Source organism: Providencia sp. PROV252 (assembly GCF_033676005.1).
GTDB classification, from domain to species: domain Bacteria; phylum Pseudomonadota; class Gammaproteobacteria; order Enterobacterales; family Enterobacteriaceae; genus Providencia; species Providencia vermicola.
Genome location: NZ_CP096294.1, coordinates 1,592,464 through 1,615,373 on the forward strand (window position 1 = coordinate 1,592,464; position 22,910 = coordinate 1,615,373).

Annotated in this window: 23 protein-coding genes; 7 read left to right on the top strand and 16 right to left on the bottom strand. The window is 41.9% G+C overall.

Annotated features, from left to right (window positions below; genetic code table 11):
- Nucleotides 1-3 precede the first annotated feature (3 nt).
- The 4 genes from M1F05_RS07140 to flgL all read left to right on the top strand — a co-directional run bounded on the left by M1F05_RS07140 (nucleotide 4) and on the right by flgL (nucleotide 4,834).
- Complete coding sequence (locus M1F05_RS07140) at nucleotides 4-1,107, top strand: flagellar basal body P-ring protein FlgI (RefSeq protein ID WP_206083852.1); 1,104 nt, start codon at nucleotides 4-6, stop codon at nucleotides 1,105-1,107.
- Nucleotides 1,107-2,087: a flagellar assembly peptidoglycan hydrolase FlgJ gene (gene flgJ / locus M1F05_RS07145; protein WP_206083853.1), complete on the top strand. Its 981-nt coding sequence runs from the start codon at nucleotides 1,107-1,109 to the stop codon at nucleotides 2,085-2,087. Before M1F05_RS07140 ends, flgJ begins: the two co-directional genes overlap by 1 nt.
- 139 nt (nucleotides 2,088-2,226) lie before the next feature.
- A complete protein-coding gene (gene flgK / locus M1F05_RS07150; RefSeq protein ID WP_206083854.1) occupies nucleotides 2,227-3,870 on the top strand; it encodes a flagellar hook-associated protein FlgK in 1,644 nt (547 codons plus the stop codon).
- Nucleotides 3,871-3,898: 28 nt separating this feature from the next.
- Nucleotides 3,899-4,834 (top strand): flagellar hook-associated protein FlgL, encoded by a 936-nt coding sequence (flgL, locus tag M1F05_RS07155; RefSeq protein ID WP_206083855.1) that lies wholly within the window; start codon nucleotides 3,899-3,901, stop codon nucleotides 4,832-4,834.
- A gap of 836 nt (nucleotides 4,835-5,670) precedes the next feature.
- Here the strand turns inward: flgL and fliR are convergent.
- From fliR to fliF, 13 genes are all read right to left on the bottom strand, one after another.
- Entirely contained in the window at nucleotides 5,671-6,450 is a 780-nt protein-coding gene (fliR, locus tag M1F05_RS07160; RefSeq protein ID WP_206083862.1) for a flagellar biosynthetic protein FliR, read from the bottom strand.
- Between the two features lie 2 nt (nucleotides 6,451-6,452).
- On the bottom strand, nucleotides 6,453-6,722 hold the full coding sequence (gene fliQ / locus M1F05_RS07165) for a flagellar biosynthesis protein FliQ (RefSeq protein ID WP_206083863.1): 270 nt from the start codon (nucleotides 6,720-6,722) through the stop codon (nucleotides 6,453-6,455).
- Between the two features lie 8 nt (nucleotides 6,723-6,730).
- Nucleotides 6,731-7,474, bottom strand: coding sequence for a flagellar type III secretion system pore protein FliP (gene fliP / locus M1F05_RS07170; RefSeq protein WP_206083864.1), 744 nt, complete (start codon nucleotides 7,472-7,474; stop codon nucleotides 6,731-6,733).
- 12 nt (nucleotides 7,475-7,486) lie between these two features.
- A complete protein-coding gene (gene fliO, locus M1F05_RS07175) occupies nucleotides 7,487-7,951 on the bottom strand; it encodes a flagellar biosynthetic protein FliO (protein WP_206083865.1) in 465 nt (154 codons plus the stop codon).
- 19 nt (nucleotides 7,952-7,970) lie between these two features.
- Nucleotides 7,971-8,387, bottom strand: coding sequence for a flagellar motor switch protein FliN (gene fliN / locus M1F05_RS07180; protein ID WP_004255621.1), 417 nt, complete (start codon nucleotides 8,385-8,387; stop codon nucleotides 7,971-7,973).
- Nucleotides 8,380-9,387 (bottom strand): flagellar motor switch protein FliM, encoded by a 1,008-nt coding sequence (gene fliM, locus M1F05_RS07185; RefSeq protein WP_206083866.1) that lies wholly within the window; start codon nucleotides 9,385-9,387, stop codon nucleotides 8,380-8,382. Before fliM ends, fliN begins: the two co-directional genes overlap by 8 nt.
- A gap of 5 nt (nucleotides 9,388-9,392) precedes the next feature.
- A complete protein-coding gene (gene fliL / locus M1F05_RS07190) occupies nucleotides 9,393-9,869 on the bottom strand; it encodes a flagellar basal body-associated protein FliL (protein ID WP_206083867.1) in 477 nt (158 codons plus the stop codon).
- Between the two features lie 163 nt (nucleotides 9,870-10,032).
- A complete protein-coding gene (locus M1F05_RS07195; RefSeq protein WP_206083868.1) occupies nucleotides 10,033-11,400 on the bottom strand; it encodes a flagellar hook-length control protein FliK in 1,368 nt (455 codons plus the stop codon).
- Nucleotides 11,401-11,844 carry a flagellar export protein FliJ gene (fliJ, locus tag M1F05_RS07200; protein WP_047756920.1) on the bottom strand — a complete coding sequence of 148 codons (444 nt, stop codon included), beginning with the start codon at nucleotides 11,842-11,844 and terminating at the stop codon, nucleotides 11,401-11,403.
- Between the two features lie 11 nt (nucleotides 11,845-11,855).
- The gene (gene fliI / locus M1F05_RS07205) at nucleotides 11,856-13,220 is read right to left on the bottom strand and encodes a flagellar protein export ATPase FliI (RefSeq protein WP_206083869.1); all 1,365 of its coding nucleotides are present in this window, start codon (nucleotides 13,218-13,220) and stop codon (nucleotides 11,856-11,858) included.
- A complete protein-coding gene (fliH, locus tag M1F05_RS07210; RefSeq protein ID WP_206083870.1) occupies nucleotides 13,217-13,948 on the bottom strand; it encodes a flagellar assembly protein FliH in 732 nt (243 codons plus the stop codon). Before fliH ends, fliI begins: the two co-directional genes overlap by 4 nt.
- Nucleotides 13,941-14,933: a flagellar motor switch protein FliG gene (gene fliG, locus M1F05_RS07215; protein ID WP_206083871.1), complete on the bottom strand. Its 993-nt coding sequence runs from the start codon at nucleotides 14,931-14,933 to the stop codon at nucleotides 13,941-13,943. The genes fliH and fliG overlap by 8 nt, the downstream gene beginning before the upstream one ends.
- Nucleotides 14,933-16,615 carry a flagellar basal-body MS-ring/collar protein FliF gene (gene fliF / locus M1F05_RS07220; RefSeq protein WP_206083872.1) on the bottom strand — a complete coding sequence of 561 codons (1,683 nt, stop codon included), beginning with the start codon at nucleotides 16,613-16,615 and terminating at the stop codon, nucleotides 14,933-14,935. The genes fliG and fliF overlap by 1 nt, the downstream gene beginning before the upstream one ends.
- A 243-nt stretch (nucleotides 16,616-16,858) precedes the next feature.
- On the opposite strand from fliF, the gene fliE reads away from it, so the two are divergent.
- The 3 genes from fliE to M1F05_RS07235 all read left to right on the top strand — a co-directional run bounded on the left by fliE (nucleotide 16,859) and on the right by M1F05_RS07235 (nucleotide 18,578).
- On the top strand, nucleotides 16,859-17,170 hold the full coding sequence (fliE, locus tag M1F05_RS07225) for a flagellar hook-basal body complex protein FliE (protein WP_206083873.1): 312 nt from the start codon (nucleotides 16,859-16,861) through the stop codon (nucleotides 17,168-17,170).
- 399 nt (nucleotides 17,171-17,569) lie between these two features.
- Complete coding sequence (locus M1F05_RS07230) at nucleotides 17,570-18,028, top strand: Hsp20 family protein (protein WP_206083874.1); 459 nt, start codon at nucleotides 17,570-17,572, stop codon at nucleotides 18,026-18,028.
- A gap of 337 nt (nucleotides 18,029-18,365) precedes the next feature.
- A complete protein-coding gene (locus M1F05_RS07235; protein WP_206083875.1) occupies nucleotides 18,366-18,578 on the top strand; it encodes a cold shock domain-containing protein in 213 nt (70 codons plus the stop codon).
- Nucleotides 18,579-18,939: 361 nt separating this feature from the next.
- Here the strand turns inward: M1F05_RS07235 and M1F05_RS07240 are convergent, their stop codons facing one another.
- Genes M1F05_RS07240 through M1F05_RS07250 form a run of 3 tightly spaced genes read right to left on the bottom strand, consistent with a single transcriptional unit; the run spans nucleotide 18,940 to nucleotide 22,103 of the window.
- Nucleotides 18,940-19,599, bottom strand: a complete 660-nt coding sequence (locus tag M1F05_RS07240) for a MarC family NAAT transporter (RefSeq protein WP_206083876.1) — start codon at nucleotides 19,597-19,599, stop codon at nucleotides 18,940-18,942.
- A gap of 17 nt (nucleotides 19,600-19,616) precedes the next feature.
- Nucleotides 19,617-21,251, bottom strand: coding sequence for an FUSC family protein (locus M1F05_RS07245; protein WP_206083877.1), 1,635 nt, complete (start codon nucleotides 21,249-21,251; stop codon nucleotides 19,617-19,619).
- A gap of 3 nt (nucleotides 21,252-21,254) precedes the next feature.
- The gene (locus tag M1F05_RS07250) at nucleotides 21,255-22,103 is read right to left on the bottom strand and encodes an HlyD family secretion protein (protein ID WP_206083878.1); all 849 of its coding nucleotides are present in this window, start codon (nucleotides 22,101-22,103) and stop codon (nucleotides 21,255-21,257) included.
- Between the last annotated feature and the right edge of the window lie 807 nt (nucleotides 22,104-22,910).

Sequence of the window (22,910 nt, forward strand, 5' to 3'; positions counted from 1 at the left end):
TCAATGAAAAACAACGTATTAATTTTGCTATCACTGTTTTGCTTTTTTACCTTTTCGGCGCACAGTGAGCGTATTAAAGATTTAACCACCGTTCAGGGGGTGCGCGATAACGCGTTGATTGGCTACGGTTTAGTGGTGGGTTTGGATGGCACGGGTGACCAAACCATGCAAACGCCGTTTACCACGCAAAGCTTAAATAACATGTTATCTCAGATGGGGATCACGGTGCCACCTGGCACGAATATGCAGCTTAAAAATGTGGCAGCGGTGATGGTCACGGCGAAACTGCCGCCTTTTGCACGTACAGGGCAATCGGTGGATATCGTGGTGTCTTCTATGGGGAACGCGAAAAGTTTACGTGGTGGCACACTCTTAATGACGCCATTAAAAGGCGTGGATGGACAAATTTATGCCATGGCACAGGGTAATATCCTCGTGGGTGGCGCAGGGGCAAGTGGTGGCGGTAGTAGCATCAAAGTTAACCAACTTAACGGTGGGCGCATTACTGGCGGGGCGACTATTGAACGCGAGCTGCCAAGCAGTTTTGGGCAAAGTGGTGCTATTAACCTGCAATTAAACGAAGACAGCTTCACATTAGCGCAAGATATCGCAGACGCGGTCAATCGTATGGGCGGGATGGGAACGGCTAGCGCATTGGATTCTCGTACAGTGCAATTATTAGTGCCTGCAAACAACCGCGACCAAGTGCAGTTCCTCGCTCGGGTACAAGAGCTGAATGTTCGCACGCCAATGGCAGAGGCCAAAGTGATCTTAAATTCACGGACGGGCTCAGTAGTGATCAATCGCAGTGTAACACTGGAAAGCTGCGCGGTAGCTCACGGCAGTTTGGCTGTCACCGTGGAAAGACAAACTCAAGTTAGCCAGCCAGATACACCGTTTGCGGGCGGACAAACTGTGGTAACACGTAACACCAGTGTCGGCGTACAAGACCGCGGTGGCGCGTTGCAAAAAGTCAATGCCAGCGTGCAGCTCAACCAAGTGATTCAAGCACTGAATACATTAGGGGCAACACCAAACGACTTAATGTCGATTTTGCAAGCGATGGAAAGTGCAGGCTGTTTACGTGCGAAATTGGAGATTATCTAATGGGCGATATGCAGCTATTGCAAGGTGCGGCGTTCGATTTACAGTCGCTAAGTCAGTTAAAGGACGAATTGAATAAAAACACGGAGCAAGGGCTGCGCCAAGTCACGCAGCAATTGGAAGCAACATTTGTCCAAATGATGCTAAAAAGCATGCGTGACGCACTCCCACAGGATGGCCTATTTTCCAATGACCAAACCCGTATGTTGACCAGTATGTATGACCAGCAAATTGCCCAAGACCTCTCCCAAAAAGGGTTAGGTTTTGGGGAGATGATGTACCAGCAACTGACGCGTGATCAACACACGTCAAGCGTCCCAAATTCCAACAGTTTATTGCCATTTGATGAAAAAACGGTGCAATCCTTACCGCCATTTAATATGGAACAGATGATGCGCCATTTTGCCCCGATGGGGGATGCGCTTTCTGCACCTTTGAAAAAAATCAAAGCGTTATCCCTTAACAGTAGCAACTTTATTAGCCGTTTGATTGAACCTGCGAAAGCCGCCAGTAAAGACAGTGGTATTTCCCATTTGCTGGTATTAGCACAAGCAGCGCTGGAAAGCGGTTGGGGGCAAAGGGAAATATTAAAAATGGATGGGAAAACCAGCCATAACTTATTTGGTATTAAAGCAGGGAAAAGTTGGCAGGGCCCTGTCACTAATATCATGACGACGGAAGTGATTAACGGCCAAACGATCAAAATGCGCGATGATTTTCGTGTTTATGGTTCATATGAAGAGGCCATTGCGGATTACATCAGTTTATTGACGGATAACCCACGCTATAAAGACGTCAAAAAAGCACCAACGCCTGAAATTGCGGCACGTCGTTTACATCAAGCAGGTTACGCCACAGACCCAGGTTATTCCGATAAATTAATCACCTTAATTAATCAAATACGAGGCAACCAGCCTGCGGCAAATACTTCAGCATCACGTGCTGTACAGGCTTATACCATCGACTTAAATGATATTTTCTAAAATACAGAATTTATACGTGTTAGGGCTAAATAATTACGTCGATTTTCCGATAACTAAATATGCTCTAAATAATTTGAGTTGCTATCGCCGACATTGTGTCAGCCAATGAACGCGATACGCACCCAGAACAGGAAAGCTTATGCTGAACAATGTAATGAATAATGCGCTCAGTGGTGTGAATGCTGCACAAGGCGGGCTAAGTGTGATTTCTAACAACTTAGCCAACGCTGGTGTGGGATATTATCACCGCCAAAGTGCTGTTTTCGGGGAGAATCCCGGTACGATGACACCGAGTGGCTATTTTGGTAACGGCACGTATTTCAGCCATGTTCGCCGTGAGTTTGATGAATTTATCAATGCACAGTACAGCCAAGCGCGTGCGCGCAGTGGTGACTACGAAGCGTACGTTAAAAACTGTAATAAAGTCGATGATTTGCTAACCAATGATATCGAAGATATCTCCAGCAATATTGGCAGCTTCTTCACGTCATTAGATGCGGCAACTAGTGATGCCAGTGATAAAACATTAATTGATGTTTTTCTTGGTAACTCTAATGCGTTGGTGAGCCAATTTAAAGAAGCAGACAGACGCTTACAAGAAATGGAGCGTGATGTTAATCGCCAAATCGAAAACAAGGTGAAAGACATTAACATCTACGCTGAGAAAATTGCAGGTTTAAACCAGCAAATTTCCCGTGTGCGTTCTGTCAGTGGCTCGGAACCTAATGACTTGCTTGATGTGCGAGATCGTTTAGTTAACGAAGTAAATTCGTTAATTGGCGTCAAAGTGATTGAGCAAAATGGCAACTATAACGTCACGTTTGCGAATGGCTTGCCATTAGTTACGGGGGAAAAAGCAAACCGTTTAGAAGCTGTGCCATCATCAAAAGATGATAGCCGCTTTAGCATTGGTTTTGTTGGCGCAAATGGCCAAGCCCGTGAAATTCCTGATGAATCTTTCCGTGGTGGAGAGCTCAGCGGTATCTTGCGTTCACGTCAAGATGTTATCGACCCCGCGTATCAAAAACTCAATAAGCTTGCGCTAGTTTTTGCTACCAAATTCAACGAAGTCCACAGTAAAGGCTATGATGCCAGTGGTAAAACGGGTGAGAACTTCTTTGAAATCGGTAAAGGCAATGTGGTGAGCAATACTCACAACACAGGCAAGGCTGATTTCGACTTAAAATACAGTGATGTTTCCAAAGTTACTGGTAGCAACTATGACATTCGCTTTGGTGATGATGGGTGGAGTGTTACGCGCTTGCCTGAAGGCACCAAAGTTGCTTTAGATGATGATTCAACCGCGACGACACTGAAATTTGAGGGTATTGAAATTAATATCAGCAACAGCAGCGCGCAAAAAGGGGATTCATTCCTTGCGAAGCCTGTCAGTGGCGTGATTAATGGCATGCAAACGTTGATCAGCGATGCAACAAAATTTGCCGCCGCGGGCAGCAAAGACAGCGGCCCTGGTGATAACGAAAACATCAAAGAATTGGTGAAGTTACAAGACCAAAAACTGATTGATGGCGGCTCAACGTTTTCTGATTTCTACGCGACGTTAGTCAATGATGTCGGAAGCAAAACCAAACAAGCGCAAATTGACTCTGAAACGCAAAATAAAATGACAGAGAGTTTCTATGCACAAGAGCAAGCTATCTCTGGCGTGAATATGAACGAAGAAAGTATTCAAATGCAAAAGATCCAACAATTTTTCAATGCCAATGCGCAAGTGTTGAAAACCGTGGATGATTTGTTTAATGCGCTGATGCGTGCATTCTAAGTTTTAGCGATATAATAAGGATTTAGCGATGCGTTTAAGCACAAATATGATTTATCACCAACGCCTACAAGATATGAATAATTCCCAAGCGCGTTGGATGGAAGCAGGTAGCCAATTAGCATCAGGTAAGCGAGTTAGCAAACCGTCGGATGATCCACAAGCATCATCTCAAGCGGTACGAATTAACCAATCTGAAACTCGCAATCAGCAATACGTGACCAGCCGTGGATTTGCGAAAACGGGTATGACATTACAAATGAGCATTTTGACTCAAATGACGGATGTCACCACACAGATTGATACCACGATTATTCAAGCTTCTAACCAAGGTGCTTTGAGTGATAAAGACCGCAATACATTAGCGGAGCAGTTAACAGGTTTGAAAGAACAACTGGTGGCATTGGGGAATTCCACAGACGGCAATGGGCGCTATATTTTTGCAGGTTTTAAATCGGATAAACCGCCTTTTGAAATTAACGCCGATGGGGATGTGCTCTATCACGGTGGTGATAAAGCGGTAATGCAGAATGTCTCCAGCGACCGTGAAATGACCACTTATTTCACAGGTGCTCAGGTATTTGATACAGACAGTAGTAATGTTGTGAATGTTTTCAAAGCATTAAATGCAGGTATTGACGCGTTAAAAATTCCACAGCAAGATGCACCTCAAGCGGATTTAGACCGTGCGCAAGAAGGGATGGATGAAGCCAACCGTGGCATTAAAGCGGCACTAGACCAAATTTCCAATATTGAAGCAAAACAAGGCTTACAACTACAAGAAATTGATAAGTTGGATTTTTTAGCAGATACGCGTTCAATTCAAAATGCTGCTCGTAAAAGTGAGTTGCTTGAGACTAACTGGACAGGCACCACCACGGATTACTATAAAGAAAAAGCGATGTTTGAAGCCTCACAAAGTATTTTCAAAGATTTAAACAGCATGTCTTTATTTGGTAGTCGTTAATCATCTAATACTTGAGTTCTACTCAACCGCGCTTTGCCGTTATTGGAGCGCGGTTTTTTTGTTTTTGGTGATTTTTGGGATCCAACGAAGAATGCTTCAACGAAGTTGTGCTATCTTAAATTTACCCTTTGTTTTTTGTTCTTTAAAAAAGTCTCTTAAAACAATATGTTATAAACTGAGTGTAAAAAGAAGGTATTTTCTTATTTTTATCGGTAACAGGTTGTTGTGATTCACTTTACTTATGATATTTTATAGTTCACTGCCGTATAGGCAGCTTAGAAAATATCAGCTAACAATGGATCTGATTCTATTAAGTTCACTGCCGTATAGGCAGCTTAGAAAGTTTCGTCTATGAGATTAAATTACCAGACGGTGTTCACTGCCGTATAGGCAGCTTAGAAAAAAACAGAGCTATTTCTTTGTCACTTAAATAGGTTCACTGCCGCATAGGCAGCCTAGTGCTACGGCTTAGAAGGCCGTTGTTCACACTTCAATTTATCCATCATTGTTCGCTGAACAATAATTAAATCCATCTATTTATAATTGATATTTATTTAAGCGAACTTCTTTATTAGGTTAGTGATGCGTTTAACGCGAGATATATCTTGCTACTATCACTCGATAGCTTAGAAATGAAACAAGATACGGGTATTTATCACTGCCATGTAGGCAGTTTCGAACATAGTAGTAAACCTGAAAAAAGAGACGGGTTTTAACTACTTTAATGAGGGGAATTATATGGAAATTATCATCAATTTTTCTTGGGTTACATTAATTATCAGATTCACAAAGTGGTACTGATAATGAACTAATGCTGATTGACCGAGTATCGACACTCAAACAAACAAATTAAACATCAGCGAGAGCTGCTCAAATGCTTGGTGGATAAGCCGTTCGGTGTAGCGGGGGAGAATTGAAATAATCAACCCTAACATACTGATGCCAATGGTCAGTGTCAGTGGGAAGCCGACCACAAATACCGACAGTTGTGGAGTCATACGGTTTAAAATACCCAGCGCAAGGTTAAGAATTAAAAATAAGGTAATAAACGGTAAGGCTAACATTAACCCATTAATAAATATGGTGTTGGCGAATTGAGCGAATACCCAAAAACCGTCGCGATTTAATGGTGCGGTTTGAATTGGGATAAGCTCAAATGAATTGACCACAATATAAATAAGCCACAAGTGCCCATCGAAAGCGAGAAACAATAAAATGGTAATTACATTGAAAATACGCCCTAAAATTGGCATGTTTGGGCCGCCAGTTGGGTCAAAAAAGGTGGCGAACGACAACCCCATTTGCAAACCAATCACTTCCCCTGCATGACGAACTGCCGCAAACGCCATCTGCATGGTTAAGCCCATTGCGATGCCAATCACCATTTGTTGCACTATCACCCACAAGCCCATTGCCGAAAATAACGGAATATTTACGACGGGAAGTTGCGGCGAAACAATCAAGACAACAAAAAAGGCAAGGGCGACACGAACCTTGGTAATGGCTTGTTTTTCATTGAAAAAAGGCGCTGTACCCAGCAGCGCTAAGAGGCGTATAAATGGGTAAAAACCTTGGCTAAGCCAGAGGGTCAGGGTTTCGCTGGTAATGGTTAGCATCGTTAGCCAATGATGAAGGGTAAATTACTAAGCAAAGTGCGCATGTAGTCAATCAGTAGATTGAGCATCCACGGGCCAGCAATAATGATCACCGAAATCACGGATAAAATTTTGGGAATAAAAGATAACGTCATCTCATTAACTTGGGTGGCAGCTTGTAACAGGCTGATAATCAAACCTGCTGCGAGGGCGGCAAGTAATAACGGCGCTGCTAGCATTAGTGCGATTTTCATCGCTTCTGTTCCCATCGCCATTACGGATTCAGGTGTCATAATTGTTCCTAATTAAAAAAGCTTTGCGATAATGAGCCAAGCAATAATTGCCAGCCATCGACGAGAACAAATAACATCAGCTTAAATGGCAATGAAACTGTTGCTGGGGGAACCATCATCATCCCCAATGCCATCAAGACGCTGGCGACCACTAAGTCGATGATCAAAAACGGAATGAAAATCGTAAAGCCTATTTGAAAGGCGGTTTTTAGTTCACTGGTAATAAACGCAGGGACTAAAATACGCAGCGGTACATCTTTGGCTTCTTGGATATCTCCCACCTTGGCGATACGTGCAAATAACGCAAGGTCAGATTCGCGCGTTTGCCCTAGCATAAATGTACGTAACGGTGCCGTGCCTTTTTCCAGAGCTGTCTCAAGGCTGATTTTATCTTCGCTAAAAGGCTGATAAGCTTCACGATAGACTTGGTCTGCAACAGGGGACATCACGAAAAAAGTCAGAAACAGCGCTAAGCCAAGCAGCACTTGGTTAGGTGGGGCAGATGGTGTCCCTAACGCATTTCGTAGCAAGCCCAGCACGATAATGATGCGTGTAAAACTGGTCATCATTAACAGTAGTGCGGGGATAAAGCCTAATAACGTTAAAAACAGCAAGGTTTGGACGGGTAACGACCAAGTTTGTCCGCCATCAGCTAAACTGTGGCTGATGACCGCAGGTAACGCTGCAAAAGCGGAATGGGGTAAAGCAAACAGAAGCGCAGCAACAAACAACGCGTTTTTTACAAGTGACATGCGAGCTTCCGATTACTTATACAAAGGAGTCACTGACGCTGCATGGTTCGCAGCATCTTGTTTTTTCTTGAAAACAGATTGAAACGTCAGTGGTTCATTTATTGAAACGGATAAATGCTCAGTTTGTACAGGGTATTGATGTAGCACATTGATATTTTGCGCCGTCACCCCAAGAACTAAACATTCATTATTCACTTCGACCACGACAACCCGTTCTTTATTACCTAATGAGCAACTGCTTTTGACTTTTATCAGCGAGTCTTTGCCAAATTTTTTCGGGGCGAATCCCAGCTTTTTAACCAACCAAGCACCTGCGAGGATCAGCAAAATAATGCCACCGAGTGAACCTGAAATTTGTACCAAGCTATCATTTTGGTTAATGGCTGGTGCATTCGGCTCACTGAGCGAAATCGTATTGGATAAAAATGGCGCTGTTTGCGGCTGCGTTATGGGTTCGATTTGCGAAAACATTGTCATTGGCAATTGCCCTTGTATTTTAACGACTCAAGCGGCGCATACGTTCTGAAGGCGTAATGATGTCAGTAATACGGATACCGTAATTATCTGAAACCACGACAACTTCACCCTGCGCAATTAAATAGCCGTTGATTAAAATATCCAGAGGTTCGCCCGCTAAACCATCTAAAGACACCACAGAGCCTTGGGATAAACTCAGCAGTTTTTTAATGGTCATTTTGGTGCGACCTAGCTCAACCGACAGGCGAACGGGAATGTCCATAATCATGTCGATATCGGAGAGCTGATTTAATGGGTTTTGCCCATCAAAGTTATCAAAAGCCTGTGCACCAGCAGAGGCGGATTCCGCTTTTTTTTGCTGTTCTAACGCTTCAGCCCACAGGTCTTCACTGTCGTGATTGGTTGATGCATCAGGAGAGTTCTTCGCCTCACTCATTGGTACTTTCCTCATCTAGAGTGTTTAAAACAGGGTTAATCAAATGTTCTACACGCAACGCATATTGGCCATTTTGAGTGCCGTATTGACTGGTCAACACAGGTACGCCATCGACATTCACCATTAGGCGGTCTGGCTTCTCAATGGGGATAACATCCCCTTTTTGCAGTTGCAGTAAGCGAGAAATTCGCATTGGAATGTCAACAAAGTTGGCAACCAACTCAAGTTCAGAACGTTTAACTTGGGTCACAAGGTTAGAGACCCATGCTTCATTTTCCTGATGCCCTTGCTCCACGGGTGGGTTGATTAAACGCTCACGCAATGGCTCAATCATGGCAATAGGGATACAAATGCTGAATTCACCCACCGTGTTGCCAATCTCAACTAAAAACGGTGTAGTCACGACAATGTCGTTTGGTGAAGTGGTGATATTGGTAAATTTAACTTGCACCTCAGAACGTACATATTCCACTTCGATATCAGCAATGGGCTTCCATGCATCACGATATGCGCCCAGTGCTAATTTCAACATGCGATTAATAATACGTTGTTCCGTATTGGTAAACTCTTTACCTTCTTGGCGAACAGGGAAACGACCATCGCCACCAAATAGGTTATCCACAGCGATATACACTAATGCGGGTTCGAAGGTAAATAGGGCCGTGCCTCGCAAAGGTGGCATATGAATGAGATTTAAGTTCGTTGGCACGGGTAAGTTGCGAGCAAATTCATGATAAGGCTCGATTTTAATGCCACCAACGGTGATGTCTGGGCTACGGCGTAACATGTTAAACAGCCCCATGCGGAACTGACGGGCGAAACGCTCATTAATGATTTCAAGGGATTGCATTCGCTCACGAATAACCCGACGTTGGGTATTCGGGTCATAAGGACGAACATGGTCTTTCCCTTGCATTTCAGGTGCAGGCGTGTTGCTTGATGGCGCATCATCATTAAGAAGCGCATCAATTTCAGCCTGAGATAAAATATTATCGCTCATGAATATTACCGCAGAATAAAAGTCGTAAATAACACATCTGAAATATCCTGATCGGTATCGCCAGGGATCAGGGTTGGGGTGAGCGTTTGCTTAATTTCTTTCATTAGCTGCAACTTACCATCATGATTTTCAATGTTTTTGGCTTTTTGCTCAGACAAAAGTAGCAGTAAGCGACTGCGAACTTCAGGAAGGTATTCATGAAGTTGCTTGCGAGATTTTTCATTCGCAAGGCGCAATGTTACGTGGATATAAAGCACGCGGTCAGGGCCATCAACACCCGCTAAGTTCACCGTAAAGGGCTCTAATTCCATAAAAATTGGCTGCGGCATATTCGGGCGCTTTTCGTCCTCACTTGCCGTTTGAGTGTCTTGCTGTGTCGTCCACCAGGTGTACCCACCAAAACCAGCACCCGCGAGGGCAACAAGGGCGAACAGAATGAGTAACCCTTTATTCGAACGTTTAGATTCTTTGCGTGACGACATGTTAGCTGAATTCCTGTTTCTTGGATGCTAAACCCAAATGGGTTTTTTCTTTATGATCTCTAGCATTATGGCTTGCTTGCTGAGAGTTAAAGGAGTGAAAAACGAAACAAAAAGGCGGTAACTCGGCGCTTTAGTTGTGAAATCACCGCATTTTGTTTATTAATTATGCAAAGGTACTGATACCACCTTGGCGCACTTGGGTGGTTTTAGCCGAAACAGTGGCATTGGCTTCACTGATGCCAACTACGCCAACCGACGGATGTGTTGCTTGAATTTGCCCATCACGATGCTGTTGTGAGCCTTGTTGCGAACCATCGGATTGGTGGTTTAAGTTCTCCTGCCCAACAGAACCTTGTGCCAGATGAATGCCACTTTCTTGTAGCGCACTGCGTAGCACTGGCATCATCGACTCCATCGCTGCGCGAACATGGCTATGAGGCGACACAAAATACATCACCGCTTGGTTATCTTCGATACGTAAATGCACATTGAGTGAACCTAATTCTTCAGGGTGTAAACGAATTTGTGCTTGGGAAACCCCTTGGCGTGAGAAAAACAGCATGTGCTGGCTTAACTGCTGTTGCCATGCTTCACTGCCTAGTTGACTGGTTAAATGCAGGGTTGGCGCTGCTGTTGGCGCATTCATCGCCGCAGCTTGAACCGTTGAGGTCGTTGGCATCATACTGATTGGCTGCGTATTGGTATGGTGCGAGGCGCTGGAGGTAAATGCTCCCGTGTCCGTTTGCAAGGTAAACGCGCCTTTTGCTGTTTGGCTTAACGTTTCGTTCGTTACTGTTTGCATGTTAGCAAGGGGGTCTTTGTCGCTAACTTTTTTGTTTAACGGCATAAAGTCTTGAGTTAGGTTTTTCCCACGGACATCTCGTGGGTTATCAAGTGCAAAAAGCGGTTGATCGCGGCGCTCTTCTTTTTCATTCTTAATCACGGTGCCTAAAGCAGGGGCTTCGTCTTCACCCGCTAATTGCAATTGCGACCCTTCAAGGTGCTTGCCATCATCAGGTAACACATCATGAGTACCTTGGTTAAGCTGCTGCATGCGCTGGGTAAATGCCCCAAGCGTGGAGTGAGTTTCTGGCGGCGTTAAAGGTTTCACCGTTAATTGCGCTTGATTGCTTAACGATTGCTTTAAGTTATTGAGCCAAGATTGCTCATTGGCTTCTTTACCTGTTAATAAATCAGCATTCAATGCAGTTTGTACACTATCTGGGCGCAAATTACGGCTAAAGTTCAGTTGCTCTATCGTGTTTTCCGCACTTTTTTGCAAGACACTCGTTGGCTCAGCGTTTTTTTCATTTGCACTGGTCAGTTTATTATCGACAATCTCTTTGTTGACAGATTTTTCGTCGATAGGCGGGGTAACCGTGCTTTCTTTAGGGGCAGGTTGTTGGTTATCCAACACTGCTTGGAAAGGCAGGGCGGGTGCTTGGTTTTCATCAATGCGTGATTCATTTTGTTGCGCGTTATTGTTTTTAGCTGGCGCAAGTGTTGGTACGCTATTGGCGTTGATGTCCATCTATTGTGGTCTCCGTAAAGTCGCGCGTTGAGCAAATTCATCCATTTGCTTTTGCTCTAAGCGATTTTGACGTTGGTATTCAGTTTGTTCAGCGCGTTGAATTAAGGTATCGAATGCATTGACGCGTTGTTGTTTTTCTTGCCAATGGCGGTTGGCATCGTTAACGCGTTGTTCCCATACATTAAGCTGCTGCTGTTGCTGTTCGATGGTCAGCTCTAAAGTGACCAAAAACTGTTGGTAATTCTGCCATTTGTCTGATGCCATCCCGCTGTGTAGCGTTTGGTTTAGCTTTTGTCGGTATTCAGACTGGTAGTTTTCCAACATATGTAGTTGTTGCGCCATTTGCGTGTGTGTTTGGCGCACTTGAGCTAACACTTTTGCGGCCTCTTCAGAGGCTTCCTCAGCTAAGCTGAGTAAAGTTGTCAACGCATTGTTTTTGGCCATTTATCCTCTCATTACTCGTTGGGAACAACTTGCATCAGCTGTTCGCAAGCGGTTTGATAGTCACAACGCTCATCAATATCTTGCTGTAAAAATGCCGACATCCGTGGGTAATACTGAATAGCGGTATCCAACATGGGGTCGCTCCCCATGGCATATGCCCCCACATTGATTAAATCGCGGTTACGTTGATAACTAGACGTTAACTGTTTAAACCGCTGAATTTTTCGATAATGTTCTTTGGGAATTAATTCGGTCATTGCACGGCTAATAGAGGCTTCAATATCAATAGCAGGGTAATGCCCAGATTCGGCTAAAGAGCGAGAAAGCACGATGTGACCATCAAGGATCGCGCGGGCAGAGTCTGCAATGGGGTCTTGTTGGTCATCCCCTTCGGTCAAGACGGTGTAAAATGCGGTGATTGAACCGCCATTTTTACCGTTCCCCGCACGTTCAACTAGCGCAGGCAGTTTAGCGAAAACAGACGGTGGATAGCCTTTTGTCGCAGGTGGTTCGCCCACGGCAAGGGCAATTTCACGTTGTGCCATACTGTAGCGGGTGAGTGAGTCCATAATCAGCAATACGCTAAGGCCTTGGTCGCGAAAATATTCGGCAATACGCGTGGCATAAGAGGCACCTTGCATACGCAAAAGCGGCGAAACATCCGCAGGTGCAGCAACCACAACGGCACGTTTTAAGCCTTCAACCCCTAAAATATTTTCGATAAAGTCTTTAACTTCACGTCCCCGTTCACCAATTAAACCAACGACGATAATATCGGCTTGAGTAAACCGCGCCATCATACCAAGTAGTACACTTTTACCGACCCCTGATCCAGCAAACAAGCCCATACGCTGCCCGCGCCCAACGGTGAGTAAGGCATTGATTGCGCGAACGCCCACATCCAGCACACTGCTAATCGGCGTGCGTTCTAATGGGTTGATGGGGGGCGTGATGAGCGGTGCACGGGTTTTCACTTCTAAAGGCCCCTTACCATCAAGGGGAGTGCCTTGGGCATCCAATACACGGCCTAACAGTTCATTACCAATCGGCAGTAAGCGGCTGGTTTGCCCATCCTCACCCGTTGATTGTGCATATACGCGGGCACCAGGGGCTATTCCTTCAAGGTCAGCGAGTGGCATCAGTAGCATGCGAGGGCCATTAAAACCAACCACTTCGCAAACTACCTCATCCGTGCCACCATTGATGGCGCGTTCAATAAAGCAGGTGGCACCAAGTGGCATTTTTATGCCTTCGGCTTCCATCACCAACCCCGTTATTTTGGTTAAACGGCCATAACGGCGCACCATCGGGATCCCTTTCATCCGCGATTCTAAATCGTCAAGCGAGGCAATCCAGCGTCCCAAACGTGCGGTCATGAAAGGCTCTCCGGTGCATATAAACGGCATAACTCTTGCCAACGGGTTGCGACAGTCATATCGATTTCACCATCTTCGGCGACAACACGACAGCCACCTAAGTGCAATTTCGGGTCAGCTACTAAGCGCCAACCGTGTAGGTTTAATAATGAGCCAAGATGCTGCTCTATAAGCTCAAAGTGATTCGGGTTGACGTGCAGCTCAGGTTGACCTGCAAAGATTGGTTTTTGTTGTAGTAAATGGCTGATTTCTTCAAGTAGGGCCGTGCCATCGCAAACGGTGGATTGCCCCAGCACTTGTTTCGCTGCGGTTAAGGCAATTTGCAATAATTTGGTTGTTACCACCGTATCGAAGGTATCGAGGGAGTAATTAAACTCCGACAATAATTTCTGCCAGGTTTCAATAACAGGTTGCTGTAAAGCAAGTGCTTGCTCACGCCCTTGCTCTTCCCCAGCCCGTAAACCTTGTTCAAAACCTGCTTGGTAGCCTTCTTTTTGGCCTTTTTCATAGCCTTGTTGAAACCCAGTGCGTTGGGCGTCTTCTTTAATATTATCCAGTAGGTTAATCTGCTCTAACACTTCTTTGGGCTCAAGACATGGCACTTTGGGTGTGTCAGGCTCAGGGACATCACTTAATGATGGGATAGCGGATGCGTTCAGCTCCCATTGATTAAGTTCACGTAATTTCCATGGCTGCCATTGGTCATGAGTCGGTTTTGTTTTAGACATACACGTCGTCTCCACCACCGATGGCGATTTCGCCTTTCTCGACTAAGCGGCGAACAATAAGCAGGATAGCTTTTTGCTCGTTTTCCACTTGGGACATACGCACCGGTGAGCGGGATTCCAAATCGTCGCGAACAATTTCCGCTGCACGCGCTGCCATATTGTTGAGGAAGTGGTCGCGCAGAGCTTGGTTGCTGCCTTTGAGGGCAATAACCAGCGAGTCGGTAGACACTTCTTGCAAAATACGTTGAATGCTGCGGTTGTCCACTTCGATAAGGTTTTCGAACAGGAACATTTCATCAATGATACGTTGTGCTAGTTCGCCATCGTAGTCACGCATTGCATCGATAACGCTTTCTTCTTGCTGGCTCTTCATCAGGTTGATAATTTCGGCAGCCGTTCTTATGCCACCCATTTTGCTGCGTTTGAGGTTTTGGCCATCCAGCAAATTGTTTAACACTTCGGTCAGCTCGGCAAGTGCTGCAGGTTGTACGCCACCGAAAGTCGCGATACGCAGCATAATATCGTTGCGTTGGCGTTCTTCGAACAACTCCAAAACATCGGCAGCCAGGTTGCGTTTTAAGTGAACCAAAATCGTGGCGATAATCTGTGGATGTTCATCACGGATAATATCAGCAACGGTTTGTGGCTCCATATAGTTGAGGCTTTCGATACCTGAGGTGGTTTCTTGTTTTTCAAAGATATCTTCAAGCAGGCTCGCAGCACGCTCTTCACCTAGCGCCTTGATAAGGACAGAGCGTAGGTAGTCATTGGTGTTAATGTTCAGCGCCGCAAATTGAATTGCCGACTCTTCAAACTCGGTGAGGACTTCCGCCAGTTCGTTATTGGAGATCTGGCGCATGTTAGACACCGCCATACTCAGCTGCTGAACTTCTTTTGGATTCAGGTGTTTAAATACTTCTGCAGCCTGATCTTCGCCGAGTGTCATTAACATCACGGCGCTTTTTTCTGTTCCACTTAAACTCATTACGCTTTTCCTAACCACTGACGGATAACCATTGCCACGATTTGTGGGTCTTTTTCGGCCATTTCGCGAATGCGTTGACTTTGGATTTCAGCGCTAACACGTTGGCGAGTGAGACGGCGGCGAGTTTGCTCATCCATGTCTTCGTTAATTTCTTCGTCTACCACAAGTGGTGTTTTCATCTGCGTTGCTACAAACATTTCTGCATCAGTTTGAGCTTGTTGCGTTTTACGGTATTTAACCCATTGCGGTTTGATACCAAAACGCCACATAAACCAAGCAATTAGGGCAATAAGCAGAATTTTGCCGTAATCCAGTAACTGGGCGATAAATTGCGGGCTTTCCAGTAACGACGGTTCAACTTCAACTGGCGTGTCATTCGTAAATAACGAGTTGGTGATATTTAACGAGTCGCCACGTGCAGTGGAGTAGCCCATTGCTTCACGAGTTAATGCTTCAATTTGCTGCATCATCTCAGGCGGCAATGGCTTCATTTCTGCGCCATTTTCACCTTCTTGTGAATGGTAATTGACGATAACTGCGACCGAGAGCCTATCGACTACGCCAATTTGCCGTTGGGTATGACTAATTTTGCGATCCACCTCGTAATTGGTCGTTTCATCGCTTTGCGAGTTAGTCGTGTTATTACGGTTATTGGTGGTTTGCTGTGCGTCTTTATTGTCTTTATTTGTTTCAATTGGTGCAGTTGGTGCACTAACGGGTTGGTTTGATAACGCGCCTGGTACGCCACCTGTTCCGCCATTGTTATTTTGCATACTTTGGCTGTTTTGGCGGGAACGGATAGCGGCGCTATTTGCTGCTTGGTTTGGTTTATATTCTTCTGAGGTTTGTTCTACCTTGGAGAAATCCATTTGTGCGGTGACTTGTGCATGAATATTTGCACGGCCCACTAATGGAGAAAGAATATCTTCAATGCGCTGTTTAAGATGGGATTCCATCTCTTTGGTCATTTTAATTTGCGCACTGTTAGCGGATTGCTGGCTGTTATCGTTATTGGTGAGTAAGCGACCCGCTTGGTCAACAATAATGACATTTGTTGCTGTTAGCCCAGTGACACTGCTCGACACCATATGGACGATAGCGCTAATTTGCCCTTCATCAAGCATTCGGCCAGGCAATAAACCTACGGTGACTGAGGCGGTAGGCAATTTTTGCTCACGCACAAATAAGGTAGGTTTAGGGATAGCTAAATGCACTCGTGCACTTTGGACAGGGCTGAGTGACTCAATTGTGCGCGATAACTCACCTTCCAGCGCACGCTGGTAGTTAATTTGTTCGCTAAACTGGCTAATACCAAACTGTTCTTTATCCAACAGTTCGAAACCTGTGTTCCCCCCTTTGGGCAAGCCTGATTGGGCCAGCTTTAATCGTAACTCATGCACTTTATCGGCAGGTACTAAAATGGCGCTACCATTATCGGCGATTTGATAAGGGACGTTCATCTGCGTTAGCTGACCAACAATGTCGCCACCATCCTTAGCACTTAAGTTGCTAAGCAGGACACGGTAGTCGGGGCTACGTAACCAGAGCAGGAGGGCAACGATAATTGCGATGGCAGCAGCGGCTGCAATCATTAGCGGTATTTTAGGATCGGCTTTAATGCGGTCAACCATTGAGGCAAACCCTTTTTTAGCCTCTCCTGTGTCTTTAGATGCGGCACTCATAAATATTCCCTGCTTGGCAGACTACTAGACGGATGAAAATACTTTTGGTGAAACAATGTTATTTCCCTCTTCGTAACGTCACTTTTTCACTTTGCTATTATTTCTTGTCTTGGGGCAATCTAATGACGGAATCAGCCTATAAATTTGGTGTTATTTATCGGCTTCAAGTTAAAAAGGGTGTGGTAAGGTAAGCTCGACGAATGAATTAGTGGTACATATTCACTATATTGAGAAGAGAACATCATGACAGTTCAAGCCATTGAAGGGGTTATTTCACAATTAAATGTGGTAGCGACGCAAGCGACTAACCCAATAAAACCTACTATTGAGCCAGTGGGCTTTGCGGATCACCTTGTTGCATCCGTTAACCAAATCAATAAAACACGCAATGATTCTGCGAAGCAAATTGAAGATTTTACCCTTGGGAAGCAAGATATTTCCCTAAATGATGTGATGGTGGATATGCAAAAAGCCAGTCTAAGTCTGCAAATGGGTATTCAAGTGCGAAATAAACTGGTTGCGGCGTATCAAGAGATTATGTCAATGCCAGTGTGAGTTATTTATCTATTTGAATATTATAAATTAATGGTCTTATCGTGGCGTGTTAGTAGCAACGATAAGGCATTTTTATTCAAAATAATAATGGGCTTGAGTGACTTTGAGTTATCCAGCGATCAAATATCATAATTCCACTTTGACGATACCCATCTTATTTATACGCTAATAAAGGCTGTAAGATAACCTGCAAATAACGCCAAATATGTCTAATTTGTTGTCCTATTCATATCAAGATAGCCAATAAAAATGTGTAAAAAAAGTGCCATTGAAAACTTGAAATATTCGCTGTAAGCCTTATATAAATAATGCACCAAGCTAAAGCATGACGCCACACTAGGTTGATGGTGCAAGGTTATATAGGTTTAGTTTACGATATAGAATATTGAAGGAGCGTTTATGTCTAACATTCGATCTTTTTCATTATTTCCAACATTATCAGATAACTTGCTTTCAAATAGGTTTGATCAAATAGACAGATTGTTTAGCCAATTAACAGGTAATCGGCCGTTAACTACAGAGCATCCTTATAATTTAAAACAAATAGACGATACGCACTATCAATTAACAGTGAGTGTGCCAGGTTATAAGGAAGATGACTTAACGGTGTCCATGAAAGGTGGGAAATTGTGCATACAAGGTGAGCAATCTACTGAATTAAACAATGACTCAGAAAAATGGATCCATAAAGGAATTACGCAAAACACGTTCTCCCTTGAGTTTAATTTAGGTAAAAATGTGAAAATTGAATCTGCTGAATTATCGGGTGGGTTATTAGCATTAGATATTGAATATGAAATTCCAGAGGAAGAAAAAACGCAAGTCATCGCGATTGAAAATAAAGATATAAAATCATAGTGTTACTAATTTTAGCCCGCCAGAAATGGCGGGTTTTTTATGTCTAAAATAAGGATGGAAATTGTGTTCTATTAGGCGCAATTTTTAATGGAATTACCCATGGGTTTGCGGGCAGGGTGTAAAATAAAATTGCAATTATGTTTTATGTGTGGCTTAATGTCGTCACTGGTTTGGAAGTACAGGCCTATTTATGCTAGTCAGTTTAAAGTTGTTCACCATTAAGCGTTATCTCAGATACCCCTTCATTGCGAATTCCTTCTAATTAATTCCATAAGTACCAATAAACAACCAAACGAACACATGCCTTATGGCAATTAAAAAAATTAAAGGAAATTCTATGTCTAATACAATGACTGGTTCAGTAAAATGGTTTAACGATGATAAAGGTTTTGGTTTTATTACTCCTGCAGATGGCAGCAAAGATGTGTTTGTTCACTTCTCTGCAATCCAGAGTGATAACTTTAAATCTTTAGCTGAAGGCCAACAAGTTTCATTTTCTATCGAAAATGGCGCAAAAGGCCCAGCAGCTGCAAACGTAATTGCACTGTAAAAATTAATAAAAATCTATTTAGGTTTAATTATTTACACTTTTGTAAAAGTGCGATAAAACCTTAGGCTTATTAATAGCCAATTAGAATATTATTTAAAACCTCGCACTGCGAGGTTTTGTTGTATATAAGGCTGACTAAATGTATTTATTATAAGCATTATTGTCATCGAACTAGGAATTATTTCATTAATGTATTGGCATTAGGGATTTAAGTAAATCAGCTTGCAGGCTCCCTAAAAAGTGAACTGACGCCATAAAACTAGACAATAACTTAATCTGCCTTTAAGGACTGAATTCTGTATATGACAGGGCTCAGTCCGTTTAATTTTGTCTTAGTTTAATTATGGTTATAGGAAAATAGTTAATAAAAGAAGCCAGATCGGGTTAATTCACCAATTCCTGTGATAATAAACTGCACTCCCATACAAACTAATAAAAATCCCATTATTCTTGATATTGCATCGATGCCACTTGTTCCAAAAAATTTCATTATCATATTTGAGCTTTTCAAACAGGCCCAAAGAATAATAGAGAATAAGAAAAAAACTAATGGTGGAGCAACTAAAACAACCCAATGAGGGTATTCACTTTCATTTGTGATGACAGATGAGGCCATACTGATGATCATTGCAATTGTCCCTGGCCCCGCAGTACTTGGCATAGCTAAAGGAACGAAAGCAATACTAGAGGTGTTATCTAATATCTTTGCTTCATCATTATTTTTGTTGGCTTCAACAACGGGAAATAGCATTCTAAAGCCAATATAAGCGACAATAAAACCGCCTGCGATCCTTAACCCTGGAATACTAACACCAAACGTATTCATAATCGCTTGGCCTGAATACCATGAAACAAGCATAATAAAAAAAACATAAATCGGCGTTGTATTTATGGTTTTCTTACGAGCATCAATCGTCATTCCACCCGATAAGCCAAGAAATAATGCAACAGTTGTTAATGGGTTAGACAAGGGTAATAATACGGCGAGCCCAATACCAATTGCAGTTAATAATTCAAACATGTCAACTTCCTATGTAATTAGAGCAAGAAATTAAGAATCTTATGACTATATTTTAAGCTAATATCATCGTTTGATTTGTCCTCTAAATTTATTGAGAAAAGAATCGAACTCTTATCTTTACCTATAGAAACACTATGAATAAGATGAAAAATTTTATTTTTGGCATCATGTGACTTAGCTAATTGGTAGAGACTAATTAAGGACAATAAAACATAAAGCTTATTAATGTGCTTAGGGTTAGAAATAGCACTAATATTCAATAGTATCGTATTTTTTAATTTATCTGAATTAAGGTCTTTAGATGTCATGCTGCTAATTTTTTGCAACATAAAATTCATTTTACGTGACTCGATTTGCTGAGCACTACTCAGTGGAATGATATATAGCATCAATATCACAATGATAATGGAAAAAATAAGTGCAATTGAGGTGTTAGCAAAGTAAGAAAAATCAAAATCCATTGGATTAGTAAAATTAATGAGAAATATCATGGAAATACATACGACATGAGAGAGCAAAAAGGCGAGTTTACCTACGGATTTTAAAACACCAAGAATTAAAAATATTGGTGCCATGATCATTACAGCTTGAAAATAACTAGATGCTTGAATTAAAAAGTAAAACTTCAATATGTAGCTGATAATAATCACTAGAATGGCAACGACTAATATAATAAAGGCGAGTTTATTTGCATTGGGGATAGTCACGCCAAATGTAAATGAAATACTTACTAATACAGGGAGTATATAACCATATTCCCAACCGGTGTTTAGCCAAAATAATACGCTAATAACCAGACTGATCACTAACCTAAGTGTATTTAAAAAAGCATCTTTCCAATCAAAAAAATAATAGAAACTGCTATCAGATAAATCATTATCTTGCTTTTTAAAGTCTAAAAATTGTTTGTAGCTAGTGTATTTTAAAAAGTGCTTATCAACCATGCCCATGATAGAGAAAACGATAAGCATAGGTAACTGTTTCGCTTTATGCTTTGCTGTTTTAAACGATAAAAAATGGCTTTCATATTGACTTGTTTCATCATAACTAATGCTACTTTCTAATACATTTTTTAAGCTTGTATGAATTTTATCATTTCTTTGTTTGAACAGGTTTGATAATAACTGTTTTTTTTCTGTTTGTATTTTTTTATCAATTAATTTTGTTTGAGGTATATTCGACTGATTAGGCAGTAAGTAGGTTATAAAAGTGTACACGACAATCCCTATCATCACTTCCATTAACCGTTCTTGAGATAAGTTAAAAATTGTCATTGGTAATGGAAATACTGACGTACCGAAAGCAATGATTGCGGAGGTGTAACCCGATAACGAAAACAGATATGGCATCATATAACGCGAAATTAATGTCATAAAAAGACATATCGATAACCAAATAATGATTAATGCAGTAAAAATCCAATGATCGTTAATACTGATATTGGCAATGAGAGTAACAGCAATGACACCAATAACACTACCCGATAGCCTTGCAGCCATTTTAGCTAAGCTTAGCGATGGGTCTGGATAGCCAATAATAGCAACGGTCATCATCGACCAATATGGCTTATCAAAACCAAAATAAGAGGATAAAAACCAAGCAAGTAAAATAGCTAATGTATACTTGATTGCAAATAACCAGTTTAATTTCATTGCTTACTCTTCAATAAATACAGTGCAAGTTGTTCCTGGGATCAAAGATATATTTTGACTATTTTTCAGCGATATTTTGACTGGTACACGTTGCGCTAGCCTAACCCAAGGGTAATTGGGCTGCACATTTTCTAATAGTTGGTTACCTGTTGATGAGTTATTATCATCAATTGCACGACCGATACTTTGTACTTTTCCGCTTAATTCATTGTTATTGCTATATAGCTGTATTTTTGCATTGTCTCCTATAACCACATTTGTCATTTTAGTTTCTTCCAAATAGGCGATAACATAGTAGGAGTCTTTATCTACAATTGCGAATAAAGGCGAGCCAGCATTAATATAATTACCCGTTCTAAGATTTAAGTTCGTGATAAAGCCATTTACGGGGGAGGTTATTTGCGTTCTTGAAAGATCAAGTTTTGCTTTGTTTATCTTTACTTTTGCCAATTCTATTTTTTGGGTCAGACTCGCTAGCCGAGACTGAGCATCTTCAAGCTCTTCTTTTGAAATGGCGACTTGGTTTAGTTTTGTACGCCTAGCGAGTTGGTTTTTTGCAAAGTTATGTTGAATAACCAGTTCGTTGAGTTCGAGTTCAGATTGGCGAACTTTAATTTCGTAATCTGTCGGGTCTATAATTAATAACAAATCACCTTTTTTAACTTCTTGGTTATCAATGATTAAAAGATTATCAATTTTACCTGAAACCTCAGCGGTCACTTGGTTGATCTCAGCTCTTATCCTGCCATCACGAGTCCACGGGCTTAGTGCATAATGGTTCCATAGTAAATAAATAGAGGAAATAATGATGAACAAAGAGAGAACGATGATTAAATATTTTCTGATATTCATTTTTACCAACTACGAATTAATAATGAAGTGTATGCATAAAATACATAAAAATAACATAGAGATATCAAATAGGTTCCCTGCATATTCATATTTGATCATTAAATTTATATAAATAGTCCTAAAGATTAGCCATGAAAAGAACCCTAGAAAAAATACGAGTATGATCCCTGGTATAAAAACAGTTCCCCCTAAAATAAGATCTTTCATCGGTTATTCCACCATACAATGTATGTAATATTTTATTGTACTGATATTTAGTAACTTGATATTTTTAATCTGAGACCTATTAAAATAACATGGGTTGTTATATCACTATATTATTCTAATGTGTAGTTGTATCGCATTAATAGTTAATTGATTGATATAACATACCATTAATTTATCTGGGTTAGCGTTGTGGACTTAATGTGGAACATTAAACTTTTACATGCTATTGATAGCCATGTAATATACTATTTTTATAGGTTTTTTCCTTTATGAACAAGTTATTATCTATCTAAAACGTCGTTTTAACTACTTTTAAAATCAGGTAATTCAAATGCTTTTTGAGTAACTAATATGGTTTTTATTATTTTAATGTGGTTTTTAATTGTTTTTGAATAACTACATCTTTATTTTTGTATGATGATTGAAACTGTATTATTAAAACAATAAACAGATTACAGTTGTCTTTATACAATTTATTTGGATTTAATGTTTTACCATTCTCATGTTGTGAGAGTGGGTATGCGAAATAATTAATAATAGACAAAAACCAACAGAGTCTCTTTTTTTGAAAAAATCAAACAATTTTGAGTATGACAAGTT